General features: G+C 44.5%; 16 protein-coding genes, 1 CRISPR repeat array and 1 riboswitch. Of the genes, 6 read left to right on the forward strand and 10 right to left on the reverse strand.

The features are described 5' to 3' along the window. Positions 1 to 148: 148 nt before the first annotated feature. From QUB52_RS03475 to QUB52_RS03505, 7 genes are all read right to left on the reverse strand, one after another. Positions 149 to 1,675, reverse strand: a complete 1,527-nt coding sequence (locus QUB52_RS03475) for a phosphomannomutase/phosphoglucomutase (protein WP_332973740.1) — start codon at positions 1,673 to 1,675, stop codon at positions 149 to 151. A 208-nt stretch (positions 1,676 to 1,883) separates the two neighbouring features. Further along, on the reverse strand, positions 1,884 to 2,120 hold the full coding sequence (locus tag QUB52_RS03480; RefSeq protein WP_332973741.1) for a hypothetical protein: 237 nt from the start codon (positions 2,118 to 2,120) through the stop codon (positions 1,884 to 1,886). Positions 2,121 to 2,318: 198 nt separating this feature from the next. Further along, complete coding sequence (locus tag QUB52_RS03485) at positions 2,319 to 3,224, reverse strand: D-hexose-6-phosphate mutarotase (protein WP_332973742.1); 906 nt, start codon at positions 3,222 to 3,224, stop codon at positions 2,319 to 2,321. A gap of 463 nt (positions 3,225 to 3,687) precedes the next feature. Beyond that, a CRISPR array of direct repeats spans positions 3,688 to 6,474; the repeat unit is 37 nt; unit sequence GTTTCAATCCCTAATAGGGTTTTAGGTATTTTCCGGC. 271 nt (positions 6,475 to 6,745) lie between these two features. Continuing rightward, on the reverse strand, positions 6,746 to 7,786 hold the full coding sequence (gene obgE, locus QUB52_RS03490) for a GTPase ObgE (RefSeq protein WP_332973743.1): 1,041 nt from the start codon (positions 7,784 to 7,786) through the stop codon (positions 6,746 to 6,748). 266 nt (positions 7,787 to 8,052) lie between these two features. Further along, positions 8,053 to 8,928, reverse strand: a complete 876-nt coding sequence (locus QUB52_RS03495; RefSeq protein WP_265236267.1) for a Mo-dependent nitrogenase C-terminal domain-containing protein — start codon at positions 8,926 to 8,928, stop codon at positions 8,053 to 8,055. A 594-nt stretch (positions 8,929 to 9,522) separates the two neighbouring features. Then, entirely contained in the window at positions 9,523 to 10,596 is a 1,074-nt protein-coding gene (locus QUB52_RS03500) for a class I SAM-dependent methyltransferase (protein ID WP_332966877.1), read from the reverse strand. A 351-nt stretch (positions 10,597 to 10,947) separates the two neighbouring features. Continuing rightward, positions 10,948 to 11,268, reverse strand: a complete 321-nt coding sequence (locus tag QUB52_RS03505; RefSeq protein ID WP_265236287.1) for a 30S ribosomal protein PSRP-3 — start codon at positions 11,266 to 11,268, stop codon at positions 10,948 to 10,950. Positions 11,269 to 11,435: 167 nt separating this feature from the next. On the opposite strand from QUB52_RS03505, the gene QUB52_RS03510 reads away from it, so the two are divergent. Then, entirely contained in the window at positions 11,436 to 12,224 is a 789-nt protein-coding gene (locus QUB52_RS03510; RefSeq protein ID WP_265236263.1) for a TIGR01548 family HAD-type hydrolase, read from the forward strand. Positions 12,225 to 12,487: 263 nt separating this feature from the next. Here QUB52_RS03510 and QUB52_RS03515 read toward each other — a convergent pair whose 3' ends face one another. Further along, positions 12,488 to 13,306 carry a tetratricopeptide repeat protein gene (locus tag QUB52_RS03515; protein ID WP_265236261.1) on the reverse strand — a complete coding sequence of 273 codons (819 nt, stop codon included), beginning with the start codon at positions 13,304 to 13,306 and terminating at the stop codon, positions 12,488 to 12,490. Between the two features lie 82 nt (positions 13,307 to 13,388). On the opposite strand from QUB52_RS03515, the gene QUB52_RS03520 reads away from it, so the two are divergent. Next, positions 13,389 to 14,135, forward strand: a complete 747-nt coding sequence (locus QUB52_RS03520; protein ID WP_265236259.1) for a cobalt-precorrin-6A reductase — start codon at positions 13,389 to 13,391, stop codon at positions 14,133 to 14,135. 285 nt (positions 14,136 to 14,420) lie between these two features. After that, the gene (locus QUB52_RS03525) at positions 14,421 to 15,956 is read left to right on the forward strand and encodes a flavin-containing monooxygenase (protein WP_332973744.1); all 1,536 of its coding nucleotides are present in this window, start codon (positions 14,421 to 14,423) and stop codon (positions 15,954 to 15,956) included. A 435-nt stretch (positions 15,957 to 16,391) separates the two neighbouring features. Here the strand turns inward: QUB52_RS03525 and QUB52_RS03530 are convergent, their stop codons facing one another. Next, positions 16,392 to 17,606, reverse strand: a complete 1,215-nt coding sequence (locus tag QUB52_RS03530; RefSeq protein ID WP_332973745.1) for a CapA family protein — start codon at positions 17,604 to 17,606, stop codon at positions 16,392 to 16,394. 63 nt (positions 17,607 to 17,669) lie between these two features. Between QUB52_RS03530 and QUB52_RS03535 the strand changes: the two genes are divergently transcribed. The 3 genes from QUB52_RS03535 to QUB52_RS03545 all read left to right on the forward strand — a co-directional run bounded on the left by QUB52_RS03535 (position 17,670) and on the right by QUB52_RS03545 (position 19,289). Beyond that, positions 17,670 to 18,023: a hypothetical protein gene (locus tag QUB52_RS03535; protein ID WP_332973746.1), complete on the forward strand. Its 354-nt coding sequence runs from the start codon at positions 17,670 to 17,672 to the stop codon at positions 18,021 to 18,023. Positions 18,024 to 18,098: 75 nt separating this feature from the next. Then, a complete protein-coding gene (locus tag QUB52_RS03540; RefSeq protein ID WP_332973748.1) occupies positions 18,099 to 18,650 on the forward strand; it encodes a hypothetical protein in 552 nt (183 codons plus the stop codon). Between the two features lie 78 nt (positions 18,651 to 18,728). Continuing rightward, on the forward strand, positions 18,729 to 19,289 hold the full coding sequence (locus QUB52_RS03545; protein WP_332973749.1) for a Uma2 family endonuclease: 561 nt from the start codon (positions 18,729 to 18,731) through the stop codon (positions 19,287 to 19,289). Positions 19,290 to 19,447: 158 nt separating this feature from the next. On the opposite strand, the gene QUB52_RS03550 is transcribed toward QUB52_RS03545, so the two are convergent. Beyond that, complete coding sequence (locus tag QUB52_RS03550) at positions 19,448 to 19,858, reverse strand: DUF1636 domain-containing protein (RefSeq protein WP_321161615.1); 411 nt, start codon at positions 19,856 to 19,858, stop codon at positions 19,448 to 19,450. A 22-nt stretch (positions 19,859 to 19,880) separates the two neighbouring features. Next, positions 19,881 to 20,027, reverse strand: a riboswitch (cobalamin riboswitch). Positions 20,028 to 20,161 lie beyond the last annotated feature (134 nt).

Here is a 20,161-nt window from a genome sequence, read left to right on the forward strand (position 1 = left end):
CACACCCCCAGCCCCTCTCTAGAGGACACACCCCCAGCCCCTCTCTAGAGGACACACCCCCAGCCCCTCTCTAGAGGACACACCCCCAGCCCCTCTCTAGAGGGGAGCTAGATCCGGTCCCCCTCCTGGGAGGGGTTAGGGGTGGGTCTTATCTCGATAGTGCCGACAAATCAAGGGATTCTGTTGTGTGGAAAAAAGCTAAAAGCCGATCGACTATTTGAGCAACACCACCCTTAACATTAGACTCAACATTCAAAGGCATCACCGGATCGTGCAGTGACAAGCGTAGCAGAAACCAGCCCGATTCGCTAGCTGATGTGCAGGAAACTCGCAAACCTTCGTAGTTATTGGGCACAATTTCCCAGTCGGCTTGGGTTGAGACAAATTTTTGCAGTTGCTCAATTACCTGATTTCCGTGGGATTTGAAATCATCCACACCAATTTTAATCCGAAACTCTGCACTTTCTTCAGGTTCTTGTAAATTTGCAATCAAATCGGGCAAAGATTTATTTTCCAGCTTGGATTTAGCCAATTCAATCAACAATTTGCTGACCAAATAAGCGCCATCATCCAGAAAGTAATTTTCCTTCAAAGCGCCATGTCCAGAAGTTTCAATGGCTAACCATGATTCCTGTCCGGCTTGATTGAGGCGAATCGACTCGTCAATCACATTTTTATAGCCGCGTTTAAACCGATGGTGAATTCCTTGCAAATCCTGTTCGATGAATTGCGTTAAACCATCGGATGTGATAGAATCGGTGACGATGGTTGATGCTGGATGTTCTTGTAGGACGATCGCAGAAATCAACGCGATTAACCGATTGCGATTCAGTTCCTTACCAAATTGATCCACAGCCGCACTGCGATCGACATCCGTATCAAAAATAATCCCAAAATCAGCTTTATTGGCAATAACCGCTTGACAAATTGACTGCATTGCCTGTTTATCTTCGGGATTTGGCACATGATTTGGGAAAGTACCATCTGGTTCTAAAAATTGACTGCCGGTGGTGTCTGCACCCAAAGGTTTTAAGACTTTATCAACATAAAATCCGCCCGCACCATTCCCCGCATCCACAACAATTTTCAATCCAGTTAGTGGCTGCTCAAAGTTATCTGGATGATTGACTGATTCCCTAATTTTCTCTACAAATTGGTTGCCATAAACTGAGATAAAATCATGCTTGGTAATCTTACCGGGCGCTGCGGCTGACTGAAATTCATTGCTGGCAGCTAGTGTTAAGATATCGGTAATATCTTTTTTTTGTAATCCACCATTGGCGGTGAAAAACTTTAAGCCATTGCGATTAAAAGGTAAATGGCTAGCAGTCAGCATAATTGCGCCGTCGCACAGAAAATCGGGGGTGATTGTACTCATAAACATGGCGGGAGTTGAGGCCATTTCAAAGTCGTAGACTGTAGAACCAACTGAAGCAATACCATCCATGACTGCTTGCATTAAAGTTGGCCCGGAGAGGCGGCTATCACGCCCGATCGCAATTATTAACTTTTCCACAGGTTTGTGGACTTTTTGCACCAACCAACTGACAAAGGATTTACCTAGGATTGTGGCAATTTCGGGGGTGAGGTTGACTTGTTCACCGGGAACGCCTTCGAGGGCGATACCACGAATATCTGAGCCGTTTTGCAGTTTTGTCCAGTTATAATTTTGCATAATCATTGATGGTAATATTTTGGAAACACCTTATTTTACAGCAAATTTTTATCTAAAATTGTTACATTTATTGCATTTGAGAGTATTAGGACTTACACATAAGTACCAAAGAAACCGGGTTTCTGTGAAAAATCTAAGATTCTCAACTAAATATCTAGGAAGAAACCCGGTTTCTGGGCTCGGCGCGCATCTACAATATCACCTGATTTCATTGTTGATAGATTTCTTGAGCATCTTCTAAAGAATATTCAATCTCATCATTTTCGCCGAAAAGTTGCGTTAATGCAAAATCTTGCCACTGGGTACTTTGCCATTCCGTGTATTCTGATGCTGGTATTTTCTGTTGGGTGGTTATAGATAGGATTAAGCTGGCAATTTGTTCAACAATATGATCTGGTAAGCTATCAATCTGTTGATGTAGTTGTTCGCGAGTAGTGGAAGACATAAAGAAAATTTCCTCGTCAAATTTGTTTATGGTCACAATACCGGATGTTCGCTGTTGATTTACCTATAACTTTTCTTGAGATATCATTATAGCAATATATCTGAAGGTAAGACATTCTTCGGCGTTACGGTGACAGAGTTTTTCAATCCAATTCAGGGAATTTTAGCCCCATCACCGCTGAGATTAAGCTCTCATTCCTTAGTCGTGTTCAACGCTATAAATTGCCTGCAAACTGAACTCACCATGCGCGGGAACTTCGACAGTATCTGTAGCCGCATTGGTTGTTTCTACGCAGATTAAGCGCTGATAATCTGCATCATCGAGGTCGGCCATGTTTTTAGAGATTGTCACCCAGGGATTCCACACAACGGCGGATTTACTGCCAGATGATTTAATCCGAATCCGACGATTGAGGGCGCTATCGTCTATGACGAATTCGTTGGTGACATCGAGATAAATTCGATCGACCTCACCGACAGCTACGACTGCACCTACTTGAGTTTTTTCGACACCACCATCGGCTTTATCAAGATACTGGCTATTTTCCAAACCCAACACCTGCACGCGGTTGATGTCTCCGACTAGGAAGTAGGTGTGGAAGGCTTGGGTGAGGGGAAATGCTTTGTCGCCGAGATTGCGGGTGATTAATTCTACTGTGAGAGTGGTGCCGACGGTAATTACGATCGCCAGTTCAAAGGCTTGGGGCCAAATTGCTCTAGTTTCCTCGGTATCCTTGAGGCCTAAAGTGACTTGGGTTGCGCCGTCTGGTGTGGTGGAGGTGTTGACGACATTCCAGAGGCGATTGCGGACAAAACCGTGGGCTGGGCGGCCCAAACCTTCGGGATCTGGGCCAAACCAGGGCCAACAGATGGGTATACCGCCTTTGATGGCTTTTCCTTCGGCGAAGTAGGCTTTGTCGCTGAGGAACATCAAATCTGCGGTTTCGGTGGCTGGTTGGAAGGAGAGCACTTGGCCGGAATACACAGAAATTAAGGCTTTGGCTTGGCCGTTGTCGATGTGAATCATCGGGAAACCGCCGTTTCCGGTGGCGAAGGTGAGGTGGCCGGCGATGCTGTAGTCTGTGTTTAGTTGGTCAATACTCATGCTGGTGGCCTGGTTAATTGCTTCCCAATTATCCGATATTATGGTGGCTACGGTTGTTTGTATTGTTGAGTTTGAGTGGGATGTGCGATCGGTTAATACAGTTGTAATGTGGATAATATTGATGTGTTCTGAGAAAATTTAGGTTTGCTGGCGAGAGTATCTGGGAAGAAACCCGGTTTCTGGGAATTACGCAAAGATTAAGAAACCGGGTTTCTCAGAAAATCTAGGTTGGTGGCGAGAGTATCTGGGAAGAAACCCGGTTTCTGGGAATTACGCAAAGATTAATACAACTGGTTTTTGATATCAATTGCCAAAAATAATGCTAAATCCCCGATACGAATTTAGGGTTTTTCTTGCTGTTTTTGATTGTGCCAATCTGCACAGGTATAACGGTTTCAAGCCCTAGACCGGAAAATAGGTATTTTCCGGCATACGTTCCTCAATGCCGAAAGCCTCAGCCATCGTTTCAATCCCTAATAGGGTTTTAGGTATTTTCCGGCGCCTCCAATAGATTGCGTTCTCCTATTAATTAATAATGTTTCAATCCCTAATAGGGTTTTAGGTATTTTCCGGCCGATCGAAATTTGGCTGGTATTTGAGGCTAATCTGTTTCAATCCCTAATAGGGTTTTAGGTATTTTCCGGCGTCAATCCAGAGGCTGTCCGTGTGCATCCGAGGGTTTCAATCCCTAATAGGGTTTTAGGTATTTTCCGGCTGCGCGAGTAGAAGTACAATGATGGCTTTTTCTAAGGGTTTCAATCCCTAATAGGGTTTTAGGTATTTTCCGGCATTACAAGCCTGCTTATTGTCTCACTACTTACGAGTTTCAATCCCTAATAGGGTTTTAGGTATTTTCCGGCTAAAGCTTGTAACCAGCAGACCCTATCTAGCAAGGTTTCAATCCCTAATAGGGTTTTAGGTATTTTCCGGCATCGATTTCAAGATTTGCTTCTGCCTGAGCCTTAGTTTCAATCCCTAATAGGGTTTTAGGTATTTTCCGGCGTTGTATATTTGTGGTTGCTTAAAGTTCGATAATTCTCGTTTCAATCCCTAATAGGGTTTTAGGTATTTTCCGGCATCCGAATCTCTCCAATTAAAGTGTTAATTGTCGCGTTTCAATCCCTAATAGGGTTTTAGGTATTTTCCGGCTTTAGACGATGCAATTATTGCCATTCTAAAAATCGTTTCAATCCCTAATAGGGTTTTAGGTATTTTCCGGCCTTTCAAATATCGTTGTTGTTTGGAGGGAAGCAAATGTTTCAATCCCTAATAGGGTTTTAGGTATTTTCCGGCATAAAAAAAATCTATAAAATTTGGTTAGGAAAAGTTTCAATCCCTAATAGGGTTTTAGGTATTTTCCGGCGTAAAATACCAATTGTATCTTGGCAGTTTAATCCAGTTTCAATCCCTAATAGGGTTTTAGGTATTTTCCGGCGCTTACCTCTCACAAATAAGCCGTTAATTGACTCCAGTTTCAATCCCTAATAGGGTTTTAGGTATTTTCCGGCGTTCGGTATTCACTTTGACGCCAATGTTCCTGGGTCGTTTCAATCCCTAATAGGGTTTTAGGTATTTTCCGGCATTTGCTCAGTAAGGGGGTACAGCAAAATCAATGAGTTTCAATCCCTAATAGGGTTTTAGGTATTTTCCGGCAATGCAGTAAAATCTAGCGAGAAAACTGCGATCGGTTTCAATCCCTAATAGGGTTTTAGGTATTTTCCGGCACGATCGGCGACACAGACTACGGCAGCAAATGCACAATGTTTCAATCCCTAATAGGGTTTTAGGTATTTTCCGGCGTAGCCAACTACTGAGCCCAATATTATCCGGTGTAGCTTGTTTCAATCCCTAATAGGGTTTTAGGTATTTTCCGGCTTCTTCTTTCTGTACGTCACTGAACTCTAATTGTTGACGTTTCAATCCCTAATAGGGTTTTAGGTATTTTCCGGCGCCAAAGCAATGTCAATTTCCAAGTTGTCAAAGAGTTTCAATCCCTAATAGGGTTTTAGGTATTTTCCGGCTAATTGGTGCTTTAACTCTCGAAAACTTGGCACAGTTTCAATCCCTAATAGGGTTTTAGGTATTTTCCGGCGTTACAGACTCTCTCATCTATTCTTCAAATATATGTTTCAATCCCTAATAGGGTTTTAGGTATTTTCCGGCCAGAGCGAACACTGGGAGTAATAGGCGGTATCCGGTTTCAATCCCTAATAGGGTTTTAGGTATTTTCCGGCGCAAATAAAGTTTTTCCTACTCCAGCTCTAGCGGCGTTTCAATCCCTAATAGGGTTTTAGGTATTTTCCGGCGCTAACCGAAACTGAAACTGTTGAAATATTAGCATCGGGTTTCAATCCCTAATAGGGTTTTAGGTATTTTCCGGCCTTAGCTTTCTCTACAGCCATCCTGAATTTCTGCGGTTTCAATCCCTAATAGGGTTTTAGGTATTTTCCGGCTTGTGTCGCTTTCTGAACACCACATCATCTTATTTAGGTTTCAATCCCTAATAGGGTTTTAGGTATTTTCCGGCAAGATGGCATCCGAATTACCAAGATTAATATTACGGTTTCAATCCCTAATAGGGTTTTAGGTATTTTCCGGCTTGGCACAAGCGCTTATGTTTTCCAGCAACAAAGTTTCAATCCCTAATAGGGTTTTAGGTATTTTCCGGCGTATCGACTGTGGGCGCACGACGCATGGCGGGGCAGTAGTTTCAATCCCTAATAGGGTTTTAGGTATTTTCCGGCAGGAAAGATGATGGAAGTCTGCTAAAATACTACGTCGTTTCAATCCCTAATAGGGTTTTAGGTATTTTCCGGCTGAGTCTGGCTAGTCTCCCCAAGTAAGCTAGCCATTGTTTCAATCCCTAATAGGGTTTTAGGTATTTTCCGGCTTTCCTATTTGCAAATTTCGGAATCTTGGTCACGAGTTTCAATCCCTAATAGGGTTTTAGGTATTTTCCGGCCTTGAATTGTATTTATTTGTTACAATGAAAGGGTGTTTCAATCCCTAATAGGGTTTTAGGTATTTTCCGGCAAAGAGGAATGCCTGAAGCGTGGCTCATTTTGTAGTTTCAATCCCTAATAGGGTTTTAGGTATTTTCCGGCTCGGAAACGGATACCTCACCGGCCTCCACGACCTAGTTTCAATCCCTAATAGGGTTTTAGGTATTTTCCGGCATGAAATGGGTTTATATGCTCCGTCTGCTCAGTCTTGGTTTCAATCCCTAATAGGGTTTTAGGTATTTTCCGGCCGCCCGTTCCAGAAGGCTTGCTGTATTTGGTTTTCAACGTTCATTTGCGTCTGTATTAGCAAAAATACCATTTCAGCCACCGGCTTGTCAAGAGGCAAAATTTTCAACAGCCCTCAAAACCACTCACAGCAACCATTACAGGGTTTGCGGGAATCGTTTTTTTCGGCTAAGTACCTCAAACCCATGCTGTGCAAGCAATACAGCCGAAAAACTTGACCCCTCAAAAAAAACACCTACCGGTTCCCGCAAAATCTCATAAATCAGAACCGGGCTACAAGACTCCGACTGCTGACAGCGCCTCCGCTTCAACCTCATTCATCTCATCGAGTTTCAGCCAAACTTGGTGCATCAACTCATCCAACCCAACTCGACTCACCGCCGAAATCATCAACACCGGAGCACCGCTGATTTCCTTCAATCGCGCGATCGCATTTCCGATTTCCTCATCCTCAAGATCGATCGCATCTACCTTATTAAAAGCCAAAATCTGCGGCCGATCGCCCAAACCCCGCCCGTAAGCCTTCAATTCTTCTTGAATTGTGATGTAATCTGCGATCGGATCTTCATCAGTAATATCCACCAAATGCAGCAACAACCGAGTCCGTTCAATATGCCGCAAAAACTCATAACCCAAGCCCGCGCCCTCGTGAGCCCCAGCAATTAATCCAGGAATATCAGCAAAAACAGTACCGTCGCCGCTCGGTTTCCTGACTACGCCCAAATTCGGAATTAAAGTTGTAAACGGATAATCTGCAATCTTCGGACGCGCCGCCGACAAAGCAGAAATTAGCGTCGATTTGCCCGCATTCGGCAAACCAATAATTCCCACTTCAGCTAATAGCTTCAATTCCAAACGCAAAAACTTATGTTCCCCTTCTTTTCCCGGCATCGCATAATCTGGAGCCCGGTTAGAATTGGTCAGAAAACACTTATTTCCTAAACCGCCTTTGCCACCTTTAGCAACACAAAAAGTCTGTCCGGGCGTCACCAAATCCGCTAAAATCGCCTGAGTTTCCGCATCGTAAACTACTGTACCGCAGGGAACTTCGATCGTGCGATCGTCCCCAGAAGCCCCAGTCATATTCTTCGGCGCGCCCTTCTTCCCGTTTTCGCCCTTAAAAATCCGGTTGTACTGGAAATCTAGCAGCGTTTGCAGGCTTTCCACCGCCACCATAAACACAGAACCGCCCCGCCCGCCGGTGCCACCGCTTGGCCCGCCCGCCGGTATATACTTTTCTCTGCGAAAAGCTACCATACCGTCGCCGCCTTTGCCGGCTGCGACTTGAACATCCGCTCGATCGATAAATTGCATAATTTAGTCAGTTGTCAGTTGTCAGTTGTCAGTTGTCAGTTGTCAGTTGTCAGTTGTCATTAGTTATGATACCAGATCCAAGTACAATGTTTATCTTTTGGTGCGCTGTGTACCATCCTAATCAACTAATTAGTAGTCATTGGTTAATAGCTGACACTCATTAATCGAACATTTCAAAAGAATGACAACTAACAACTAGCAACTGACAACCTGACAACTGACAACTAGCAACTAACAACTGACCAATGACAACTGACAACTGACTACTAACAATATGTCGATACATCTTCCTTACAATCATCTGCCAAATAGCAGAGAGCTCGAAAGCGCATCCCCACCAACTGTTCGTAAAGTGGGTTAATCTGGCACATCGCCGGAATGTGGACGATTTTGCGACCAAATAGTACGACATCTCGCTCAAACGGACACTGAGACGGAATCATTTTGCAGACGAAATGTGCCACTCTGGGATCGTGAACTTCCCAGGCGTCAAGCCAGTCTTTGACAGGTTGCAGGACATTTTTGTGGTGAGGTTGAGGTGGCCGCGCCGAAAGCGGTGTTGCTGCATAATCAACGACTGCTTGGCTGCTTGGGCCCTGCGGCTGACAGTTGCTGTCTTCGATGGTGTGTCGCAGAGATTCGATCGCCTCGACGTTATGACCCAAAGCTATGCAAAAATTGTAAAGTACCTCGTCTTCGCTGAGCGAGTACGTACCGTCTGCTAAGGCTACCATGACTGCTGTTCTCAAAAAATTCTCGCCGTTGGCGGTTCCTTTCCCTAACACAGCAGCTAGTTCCTCTGGGGCAATCGGTTCAAAACCGGCATCGAAAGATACTGGATGTAATTGATCCTGAGTTAGATTCGCAATCATTTTTTGCTCGTTTTCGTCAAAGTTGCCGTCAGCCCAAGCAATTGTCAGCAATCCCCGCAGCCAAGCGGCAATCTCTTGATCCGTGCAGTTGCATTTCGCGTTACTCATCAGCATTTCCAGTTCGATATACCAGTCGATTTGTTGGTTTGGAGCGGGATCAATATTCCACCCTAAATAATTTTTACTGCTTTTTTGCTCGATCGATCTTTTTGTTGAAGGTTTGTGCCCGAAGATTGCTCCAAACGCTTGTAGTGGACGTGTTAAAAGCATATTTGTGTCTCAGGAGTGTCGCTGTCTAGCGAGCTAATCTATTGGATAATTCTATTCCCCTAAAGTGTCATCTATCTGGAGGAATAGGTTTGTCTGATTCATCTTAACTATAGTTGCACCGATTCGAGATGGCGATCGAATTTTTGGCAAGAAATAACAGATTGGCTAATATAGGATCTGCTAGGGAACCCAGTTTCTCGCGGACGGGGCGATCGAACTTCGCTATGTTTATATCTTAATATATATTTTTGTAAATTTTTGTGTATCGGAGCGCAATATTTGACAGCGAGCCGGCTTAATGCTTTGGAAAGAACAAAAGCTGATGCAACTATTACCGTCTATCAAGGGTTATGATTGCTGTGTTCGTCTAGAAATAATACCATTTATCAAAAAAAATTACTGCAAAAGAAGTGTTGGGTTTGTTTGCTGAATCTGTTTGTCGGGTGCGTCGCTGTGAAACTCTCTATCGAATTGAGAGCTTCTCGACAGGGACCCACCCACGGCTTTATGTATACTATTCCCTTCTTCCTTCTGTCAACAGCCAACTATCAACTATCAACTGTCAACTGTCAACTGTCGACTGTCAACTGTTACTTAACTGCGGCGACACAAAATCCAACGCAATTCCATCGGCGGGCGTCCATTTGCCATCGGAAAAACATCTCTACCCGTGGCCCAACTGGGAAACCAGGGCGTCGGAGGCCAGGCTTCTTTTGGCAGGTGGTGGCGTTCGTACTCCCACACCAATTCGTCGGAGATTTGGACTAAGGGTAAGCCTTCCATTGCGGTGGCGAGCTCTTGGGGCGTAAATAAAGTAGACCAGGAGAGTTGGGCAACTTGTCGCACGAGGGGATCAGGCTGGTAGTCGCCGACAGTTAAGAATGTGCTGAACAACAACACGCCTCCGGGACAGAGGAAATCGCACATTTTAGCGAGGAAAAGCCGTACTTGATCGATGTCTCGAAAATGTGAGATGACTTCGGCGGCAACTGCCAACTGGTAGCGGGCTGGTTTCATCCGCATTAACGGGTCGAGTACATCGCCTTCTGTTACTGTGACGGGAAGGTTTTCGGCGGTTGCGGCTGTTTGCAATTGTTCGGCAAAAGCTGGGGTGAGCTCGATCGCATCTACAGAATAGCCTAATCTCGCCAGCGGCAAGGTATTGCGGCCAGTACCAGCACCCACGTCTAAGATGCGGATGCGATCGGGATTTCCCAATTTAGCAGCCGTTGCCATCAATTTTGCATCGGGATGGGAGCCAAATAGAGGCGGTTCTCTAGTGTCAACCCAGCTTTTATATTGTTCTCCAACTGTTGAAGTAGTGACAATTACTTTGCAAGCTAAACCGGTTTGTGGCGGCTCTACAGATTCGTATTGCAGGATCATCATTGATGCTGTTGAGGTGCGATAGCCCTGTTCTAACTTAGTAACTAAAAGCTTTCTGAGTTCCTCTTTACGGTCTTCTGGGAGGGGTCTGTCAAGGGTGCTAAATAGCTTTTCGATTGACTTGAGATAGTGGTTTACCATTCCCGGTACGCAGGGGAAAGCTAATTCTCCGCGTGCGGTGACACGAGTATTGATTTTGTAGAGGATGGCTTGCTGGAGAATGTCGGGATTTACTACCAGCGGTAGCTGTTCGGTTTGGTCGATCGTGCTTTCGGCGCCCATAAGTTCAGTTGACAGTTGACAGTTGACAGTTGACAGTTGACGGTTGACGGTTGACAGTTGTCAGTTGTTAGTTGTCAGTTGTTAGTTAAAAAAAATAGTATCTTGTAGATACGATGTTTTTGCCCTGATCTACTTAGAGCTTTGTTTTGGATAAATCTTAAATTTATAATCTCAAATCTACCAAGCCCAAAATCCGATTAAGTCTGAAAATTCGAGTTAATATCTCGATCGACTGTAGCGCATTTAAATTGGATCTTTTACGGCGAGGTGGAAAAAGCGTCAAATCTTCCCGCCTTCTCCCCCCGTCAGCCATCACAGGCAATTTATCTGGGTAGCAACTTAAAGCAGGGCTTAGTTGCTGCCGGTAAAAGTCACTTCGGGGAACTTTGACTGAGCCTCAGTCATCGGGCGCCGTCTGCCTTCCTCTTGCCAGTAGTTGATCACTTCTGTGGCTTGGTTAAGGACTTCGACGCGATCGTTGTCAGCAATCCAGTGTTTGGCTTCGAGTTCGTTTTTGAGTTCTTCCCACGCATCCTTGCGGGGCCAGAAAAAGTAAGCAGTCAGCGGGCTAGTTCCTTTACCGACCACTTGGTCAACGGCGAGGGCAACATTCTCTTCTAGCCAGAGAACTTTTAAGATGAACTTGGACAAGCAAACCTCCGGGGTTCCGATCGAACTTATTAAAAATTTCTACAATCGCTAAGTGTAGCACATTCTGTTCAATAATGAGTCATCGACGATTAAAAGTTTTGTCGCGCGGCTGGGTTTCCCGCTGCTTATGGGCTGGAAACCGATAAAATTTGTGCAAAACCCGCCCCAGCTACAGGGATAATTAAGTTGTGAACAGAGTTATTTTAGTTTTTGACATTGACGGTGTGGTGCGGGATGTGTCCGGTTCCTATCGGCGGGCGATCGCCGATGCGGTAGAACATTTCACGGCGGGTGCTTTTCGCCCGAATTCTCTGGATATCGACTCTCTGAAGTCGGAGGGAGTGTGGAATAATGACTGGCAAGCGTCTTTCGAGTTAGTTTGCCGTTATTTTGAGCGGATTGGGCGATCGCGAAATCAACTTGCTTTCAACTATGACGAATTAGTCGCTTTTTTCCAAAGTCGGTATCGCGGAGATGACGATCAAAATTGGACTGGTTACATTTGTGACGAACCGCTACTATTAAGTCCAGCTTACCTGGAAAATTTAACAGTTGGAGGGATTATTTGGGGCTTTTTCAGCGGGGCGATGCGAGATGAAGCAGCTTATGTTTTGAAAGGGAAACTCGGCTTAAATTCTCCCGTGTTAGTCGCGATGGAAGATGCACCGGGAAAACCAGATCCGACTGGACTTTTCGCCGCAATTGAACAGTTGGAAAACCTGCACGATTTAGACAAAAATTTGCCCGTGATTTACGCCGGAGATACAGTTGCCGATATTTACACTATTGTGAAAGCGCGGGAAGTACAACCAAATCGGGTTTGGCTGGGGATAGGAATTTTGCCACCTCACGTTTTGGATGATGCTGTGCGCTGCGAGGCCTATGCTGCGGCGCTGAAAAATGCTGGTGCAGCAGCAGTTTTTAGGAATGTCGAAGAGTTGACTGCTGCACGAATTGGAGAATTAGACGGCGGTTGAAACCGCGTCTACGGAAGATCAGAAGATCAGACGGCGGTTGAAACCGCGTCTACACAAACGATGTCCGAGCTCAGAGGGACTCAAGAAAATAACATAATTTAAACCGTCCGATCTTCAACCCGCGCAGGCGGGTTTTGTTTGTGTAGACGCGGTTTCAACCGCCGTCTTCTTCGGATAATATTGGCATTTTTGGGGAGAATTCCTGATTGCAAAATGCCGTACAATCATCGGGATTCTCGAACTTTACCATTAACACTTTGAAATTATTTCAAATTCAAAAAATCGTCTAAGGCGCTAACTACAACTGGCGGCCAGCGACGGGTTTTTGCCACCCAATCGAGGTGTTTGTAGCGGGAATCGAGACCGACTGCGGCTACCCAATTGCTCTCAGCTTCACCGGGCTGTCCTGCCTCCCAAAGACAGGCACTGAGGGCTGCTCTCATGTCAGCAAATTGGGGATATCTGCGGACAATATTTTTCATGTTGCGAATTGCTTCTTTGGTTTGCCCGTTTTGATAAAGTGCGAGGGCGTGGTTGGCGCGGGCAAAGGCGTATTCTGGAGCTAATTCAAAGGCTTTTCCGTAGTCGGCAATTGCTATTTCCCATTTACCTAAACCTGCTTCGGCGTTACCTCGGTTGTTGTAGGCTGCTGGATCTTTGGGGTCTAATTCTAGTACATGATTGTAGTCGGCGATTGCTTCTTCCCAGCGTCCTAAACCTTCTAAGGCTGTGCCGCGATTTAGGTAGGGATCGGGGGCATTGGGAGCTAGTTCGATCGCCTTTTCGTAGTCAGCAATTGCTAGTTCTAGTTTATTTTGGCTAACTCTAGAATTACCTCGGTTACTCCAAGCTGCGGCTTGTGAGGGAAATTTGTCAACGATTTGAGTCCACAAAGTTTCGGCTGCGGGAAATTTGCCTTCATTTGTAGCTTCAAAAGCTTTCTGAACAAGTTCTCCTAATTCCTGCTGGGGATCGGCGAGATCTGTTGGTTGTACTTGTGCGGTAGCGGGCGCGATATTCCCCAACCAAACTAACCCAGTTACAATTAATACTGTAAAAAATGTGAAAAGTGAGCGAATCATCTTTGGTGGCAGTTGAAACTTTACTTAAAGACATTATTAACCGAAATTCCGGGTATTGGTTCGATATTTTAGGAGTAATTTTATGAAAAAACGCTTATTAATTTTGGGCGGAACGGGTGATGCTGTTGAACTAGCTGCCAAAGCGTCTCAAATCGCTGATATCGAGGTGATATCTTCGTTAGCAGGACGCACTAAACAGCCTTTGACCCCAAAAACGGGTACGGTGCGAATTGGGGGGTTTGGTGGGGCGACTGGGCTGGCTGAGTTTTTGCGTTGTAGCCCGATCGACTTATTAATCGATGCGACTCATCCGTTTGCGGCGCAGATTTCTGCCAATGCTGCGATCGCTGCGGTTGAGTGTAATGTCCCTCATTTGATGATGGTGCGCCCTGGTTGGGAGATGGTGGAGGGCGATCGCTGGATTGAAGTTGCCAACCACTCGGAGGCTGCAACGGCTTTATCAGGGCAGTCTCAGCGGGTGTTTTTGACGATTGGTAGGCAGGAATTGGCTGCCTTTGCGGGTTTGGATGCTATTTGGTTTTTGATGCGGGCGATCGATCCTCCTGCACCCAATACTCCTGTTCCTAACGGTAAATTGTTATTAGCAAGGGGGCCTTTTTCTTTGGCAGATGAGCGGCAATTGCTGTTAGAATATCGCATCGATACAATTGTCAGCAAAAACAGCGGCGGCGCTGCTACCTATGCGAAAATTGTGGCTGCTAGGGAACTGGGTATTCCGGTTGTGATGGTGCAGCGGCCGCCGATTCCCGATGTTGAGCAGGTTGCTGATGTTGAAGGGGCAATTTCTTGGTTAGTTGAGCAGTTATGAGTTATTAGTTATTAATTACATCCTTTTGGCGATCGGAATGTACCCGATCCAGAAACTGAGGTTGTAGCAGCCAGACTGCAAAAATTGCTCTCCCCCTTAGTGTCTAATCAACTAGGCTACTATCAGCAGTTGGTGTTAAGGTCGCAGATCTGACGGGGTGACAACGCTTCTGTCTTTTTAAGAGCGATCGATTTAAACTCTTATAAGTGCAAGGCTTTCCGGTTGCTGGTCACTGCCTCAGTAAAATTATTCTAATACCCATACCAAATAAGGAGACTCAAATATATGCAATACAAAAACGGTATGCCAATTGCCATTATTGGCGCGGGAATATCAGGCATTACGACAGCCCATATTCTCAAGAAAAATGGTTTCCAAGCAGTTGTTTTCGAGAAATCCCAACAGGTTGGCGGAGTATGGGCACTTGCATACCCAAACGTACACCTGCAAAATATCAAGGAACAGTATCATTTATCTGATTTTCCCTGGCCATTCACCCCTGATTTACATCCCACCGGAGAACAAATCCTGAATTATTTGGAGCAAGCGGTCAACCATTTAAATCTTGATGTGCGGTTAAATCACGAAGTTATCGAACTAAAAGAAACAGAAGATGGTTGGCTATTAAAATATAAAAACCAGGATGGCGTTCACGAAGAATTATTTGGATACGTCGTTATCTCAGTTGGGCAATATACAGAAGGAAAGTATCAACCTGAATTTCCAGGTATAGAAAATTTCGGCGGCAAAATCATCACTGAACGGGATGTCCACACCCTTGATATATTCGACAATCAACGAGTTGTAATCCTTGGCTTCGGAAAAAGTGCTTTGGACATGGCGACTTTCGCAGCCAAACAAGGCGCACAAGTAAATCATGTATTTCGTACACCGCGCTGGCTTGTGCCAGAATGGATTTTGGGCGTACATTTTACCCACGCATTATTCAGCCGTTTTGGAACAGTGATGATGACAAGTTGGGCACATCCAACCGCCATTGAACGTTTCCTGCACAATCGCCTTGGTTTCATTGTTTCAGGTTTTTGGGATTTGATTGCATCCATCTTCCGCTTTCAAGTTCAGCGAAATGTTTCTGGAAAAGGTCAAGAGGCCCAGCGCCGCATCCAAGCTGTACAACCAGATCACAAACTATTGCCTGATTTACGTTCAGCCACAGCGGTTGCGCCTGAAAATTACTATCCGTTTATTGCAGAAGGAAAAATCTCGCCCCACCGTGCAGAATTATCTGGTTTTTCGCGAGAATCAGTAAAGTTGAAAAATGGTTGCGAGATTCCATGCGATTTAGTCATTCTATCTTTGGGTTCACAAACGCCGATTTTTCCATTTTTGCCTGATCAATATCGAAAAATGTTGGAAATCGAACCCGATGGCGTGCAGTTATATCGCCACTTGCTTCATCCTCGCATTCCTGGCATTGCCTTTGCCGGGTTCAATCATGGATATATGCACGTACCAGCAGTCGAAATTGCCACACAATGGCTGTGTGCTTACTTGCGTGGTGAACTTGAGTTACCTTCCAGCGAAAATATGGAAAAAAGTATTGAATATATCCGCCAGTGGAAACGCGCAAATATTCAATTTGAACCTTCGCGATCCTGTGCGATTAACACTCGCTTTCAACAATATATTGACATCATGCTTAAAGATATGGGTGTTTCTCCTTACCGAAAATTGCCTAACGTTTTCGCTGAGATATTCGGCAGATATCAATCATCCGATTATCTTGGCGTATCGGAAGAATATAATCACAAAAAGAAAAGTCGCTCTACTCCACTACACCCTCTTCCGTTGGATACATGATTGCTTCCAAAGCTTACCAGGGGGTCAATTGATATAAATTCCGGTTGCACCAGAATTATTGTTGACTGTTGACTGTTGACTGTTGACTGTTAACTGTCAGTCAACAAACTGAATGATAGTTGAGTATTGACTGTTGGTTCGATTGTACAATTCCGATGCTAGCGGAGTTGATATGACGCGCTATTCTGCTGTCCATTTCGCACTTATTGGAAAGGATATCCAAGTTTGGGTAAATTTATTTGCTGACAATTCGGCATGATTGTTCGATCGCCAAAATCTAAGTTTTCTACCCAAAATTTGAGTAAATTCTGAGCATAATTCCTGATTGACAAATGCTTCCCTAGCTGAAGTTATTACCTTACCAATGGGTACTGCCTGGGAATATAAATCTCTCGGCTATGCCTTCAATTCCAATCACCAATTCTAAATGCCAAATTACTTTGATGTTTTCTGACTATTCAAAGAATTAAGATGATTTTTCATCTCTTGTAAATATGCTTTTAAAACTGGATACTGCGAAGTTGCTAGCAGCGCATCTTTTTTCTGGGTGACAGTTGTTTCTAATGGCAGAATGCGATAGTTAGATTTATTGTTCAGAGTATAGCGGTGTACCCAAGTTGGAATTGCTTTGATGCTAGTAATTTCTGTAGTTTTTTCGGGAAATTTCTTGCGAATATTGATTTGCAAAATTACGCCTAAGTCTGTATGATCTTGAGTCTGACCGGAGATGAAGTTTCCCATTGAATAAATTGCTACGGCTTTTCTTGTTTTCCCGTTTTTTCCGGGGAATTTAAAGATTTTGTAAGGCTGCACGACGTGGGGATGACTGCCGAGAATGATGTCTGCACCGGCTTTTAATAAATTTTCAACTAATTGTTTTTGTTGGGGGTTTGGCTGTCGCTGATATTCGTCGCCAAAATGTAGGGAAATTGCAATTATATCTGCTCCTTTTTTTCTGGCTTTGGCGATGTCTTTGACTATCTGTTTTTCGTCAATTAGCGAAACCAGGTAATCTTTGCCTTTGGGTATCGGGATGCCGTTAGTGCCGTAGCTGTAGGCTAACATCGCAAGTGAAATCTTGTTTTTGGTGATGATTAAAGTCGTATCGCCCGCTGCTTTCGATTTGGCTGTCCCTGTGGACGCTATTTTGCGATCGCCCAAATTCGCGATCGTCTTAATTACTCCTGTTTCTCCCCGATCCAAAGCATGATTGTTGGCAGTTGTCAAGATATTAAATCCAGCTTTTTTAGCCGCATCCAGTAATTGAGCCGGTGCGTTAAATAGCGGATATCCCGTATATCCGCCCGCATCTTTGCCCGCTAAGGGTGTTTCGAGATTTCCCGTTACCCAATCGCCTTTTGACAGGATACTTTTAACTGGTGCGAAGAAACTGTCAAAATTGTATGTTTGCTTTTTTGCGTCGTAGCCCGATCGCGTTTGCGTACTGTGCATCATGATATCGCCCACAGCAATCAGTTGTGCTTCTTTGATTTCAGACTTGGGTTTTGCGCGTATAGTGGCTGCAATGGGCGATGGCATCCCGCCCCGCAAGCTACGACTTTCGCGCTGTATATTGGGTTTTGGCGTTTGGATGTCGCAGCTTGCGATCGAAAGCACAGCAATTACCGAAAGCAACCGACGAAAATCCATAACTTTTAATAGTGATTTATCGGCATCTATGGTATCATAACTAAATTAGTTTTCGCGAAATAAATGACTAAAAAATATCTAATTATTGCCTTTTATATTTTTATCTCAATTACCACTTTTAGTATTTTAACTTACGCTCAAAATTCTGGCGATAAACCTTTTGAATTTGCCTTAATTGGCGACTTGCCCTACAGTGCAGAACAAGAAGCAAAATTTCCGAATTTGATTGCAGAAATCAATCGATCGCCCGCAGCATTTGTCGTCCACGACGGCGATATCAAAAACGCTTCTAGTGTGTGCGATGATGCAACTTTTGTCAGTCGCCAGCAGTTATTTAACAAATTTGAAATGCCGTTTATTCTCGTCTATGGCGATAACGAATGGACTGACTGTCACCGTTCAAATAACAGCAGTTAAAATAATCCCATAGAAAGACTCGCTAAACTGCGGGAAATCTTCAACAAAGGTACTCAAAGTTTGGGAAAGCGCACCTTGACTCTCACCCGTCAAAGCGAAAACCCACAGTTTGCTAAATACCGTGAAAATGTCCGCTGGACTTATAATGGGATGGTATTTTTTGCGATAAATATGCCGGGAAGTAACAACAATTTTGGTCGCACACCTGAACAAGATCAAGAATATGCCGATCGCAATTCAGCTAATTTAGCCTGGATCAAAGAATGTTTTACCTTAGCCAAACGCAGCAACAGCAAAGGAATTATGTTAGTTGCTCAGGCAAATCCGGGCTTTGAACTCGATCGAACCGACAAAAGAATAACTGGCTACAACGATTTTATCACAACTCTGGAAACAGAAACCCGCAGTTTTCCGGGACAAGTCGTATTCGTGCACGGCGATACTCACTACTTCCGCATCGATAAACCTTTACCCCGTTTTACCGATGAAACTCAACTTCCGAGACTGAAAAACTTTACTAGAGTTGAAACTTTTGGTTCTCCCAACGTGCATTGGTTGCGCGCTACTTACGATCCTAAAAGTCCTAATTTATTTGAATTTAAACAGCAGATTGTTCTGCAAAATTAGGCGATTCAACAGCACTTTTATACAAGATAAATATTTTTTGTCTTACAATGAAGATCGGTAGCATTGAGGAATTTATTTATGACGATCGCAATTGAGCGCATTACCCTTGAAGAATTTCTGAAACGGCCAGAAACGAAACCAGCCAGCGAATACATTGAAGGCGAGATCGTCCAAAAACCTATGCCGAAAACAAAGCACAGCCTATTGCAATTAAGAAGCTGCAACGAAATTAATTGTGTGACTGAAACTCCCAAGATAGCTTATGCTTTTCCTGAGTTGCGGTGTACGTTTGGCGGGCGATCGATTGTTCCCGATGTTGCGGTACTATTGTGGGAACAGATTCAATTTGATGAGAACGGCGAACCGTTGGATGATGTGCTAATTGCACCCTATTGGGCGATCGAAATCCTGTCGCCACAACAAAGCTCAAATCGCGTAACTAAAAAAAATATTCACTGTCTGCAACATAATTGTCAGTTGGGATGGCTAGTCGATCCAGGCGATCGATCAATTTTAGTATTTTTACCCAATCAACAACCGCAATTCTGCGAAGGTAGCGATGTCGTTCCCGTGCCCGAAATGATTCCCATGAGTATCACTGCCGAACAAGTGTTTAGCTGGCTGAGAATGCAAGCATAAACAGCAGGTTCTTAGTGAGGACTTGGCGTTGCTGATTGACGGTATGAATTAAGTTCTACCCAAAACCTCAACGACCCAAAAAGTCTATGTTTTACTCAATGGTAAAAAAAGTCAATTCATACTCAAGTTCAGCAACGCCAAATTTTCGTTCCTTATCTCTAATTTCCCAGCGGTGGAATCTTCGCCAAAACACCTTTTTTCAAAGCTTGAGGACGCTCAGACCAAGGCAACAAACCATCCGGCTTAGCATAATATTGACTCGCACATTCAAGCACAGCCTCGACGCTTTCCGGCTCATTGGCAGGCAAATCACCAAACAAATAAGTATACTTTCCAGCAGCAGCAAAAGACACGGCACAAGCATGACTGCAAGCACTCATACACTCAACTTCCCGAATATCAAATTCATCTGAAAACTTCCAATCTTTAGCGAGTTTCGATAAATCTTCCATGAATTGTTGGCCGCCACTTTTACCTTCGCGCTTGCCATCTTTCCAAACACTAGCGCAAGCAGTACAAACTAAAAGACAGTGTTTTGTGCGTACAGCCGTGTTAGTTCCATTCATCATCCATACCTCGTAGATGCGTGTAAAAGTGAGTTAGATATCGGCGGGCATTCTGACTTGAGAAACCACAAGGATTTCATTACAGTTGCGGGACAGCGCCGGACTTGCACCGAACTTTCCCCGTTTCCTCTGGCGGCTGCTCCCCGCTAGAACCGATCGCAAATTCAAATCTTACCACACTTGCCGCCCTTTCCCAAAAAAGTTATGTTGGTAACAGCGATTTTTAATATCTACCCACATAAATTAACCCCGTTCGTAGTAAGGACTTTAGTCCTCTGATATTTCTGCGGACTGAAGTCCTCACTA

The organism is Microcoleus sp. A6-C6 (assembly GCF_036705955.1).
In the GTDB taxonomy this organism is placed as follows: domain Bacteria; phylum Cyanobacteriota; class Cyanobacteriia; order Cyanobacteriales; family Microcoleaceae; genus Microcoleus.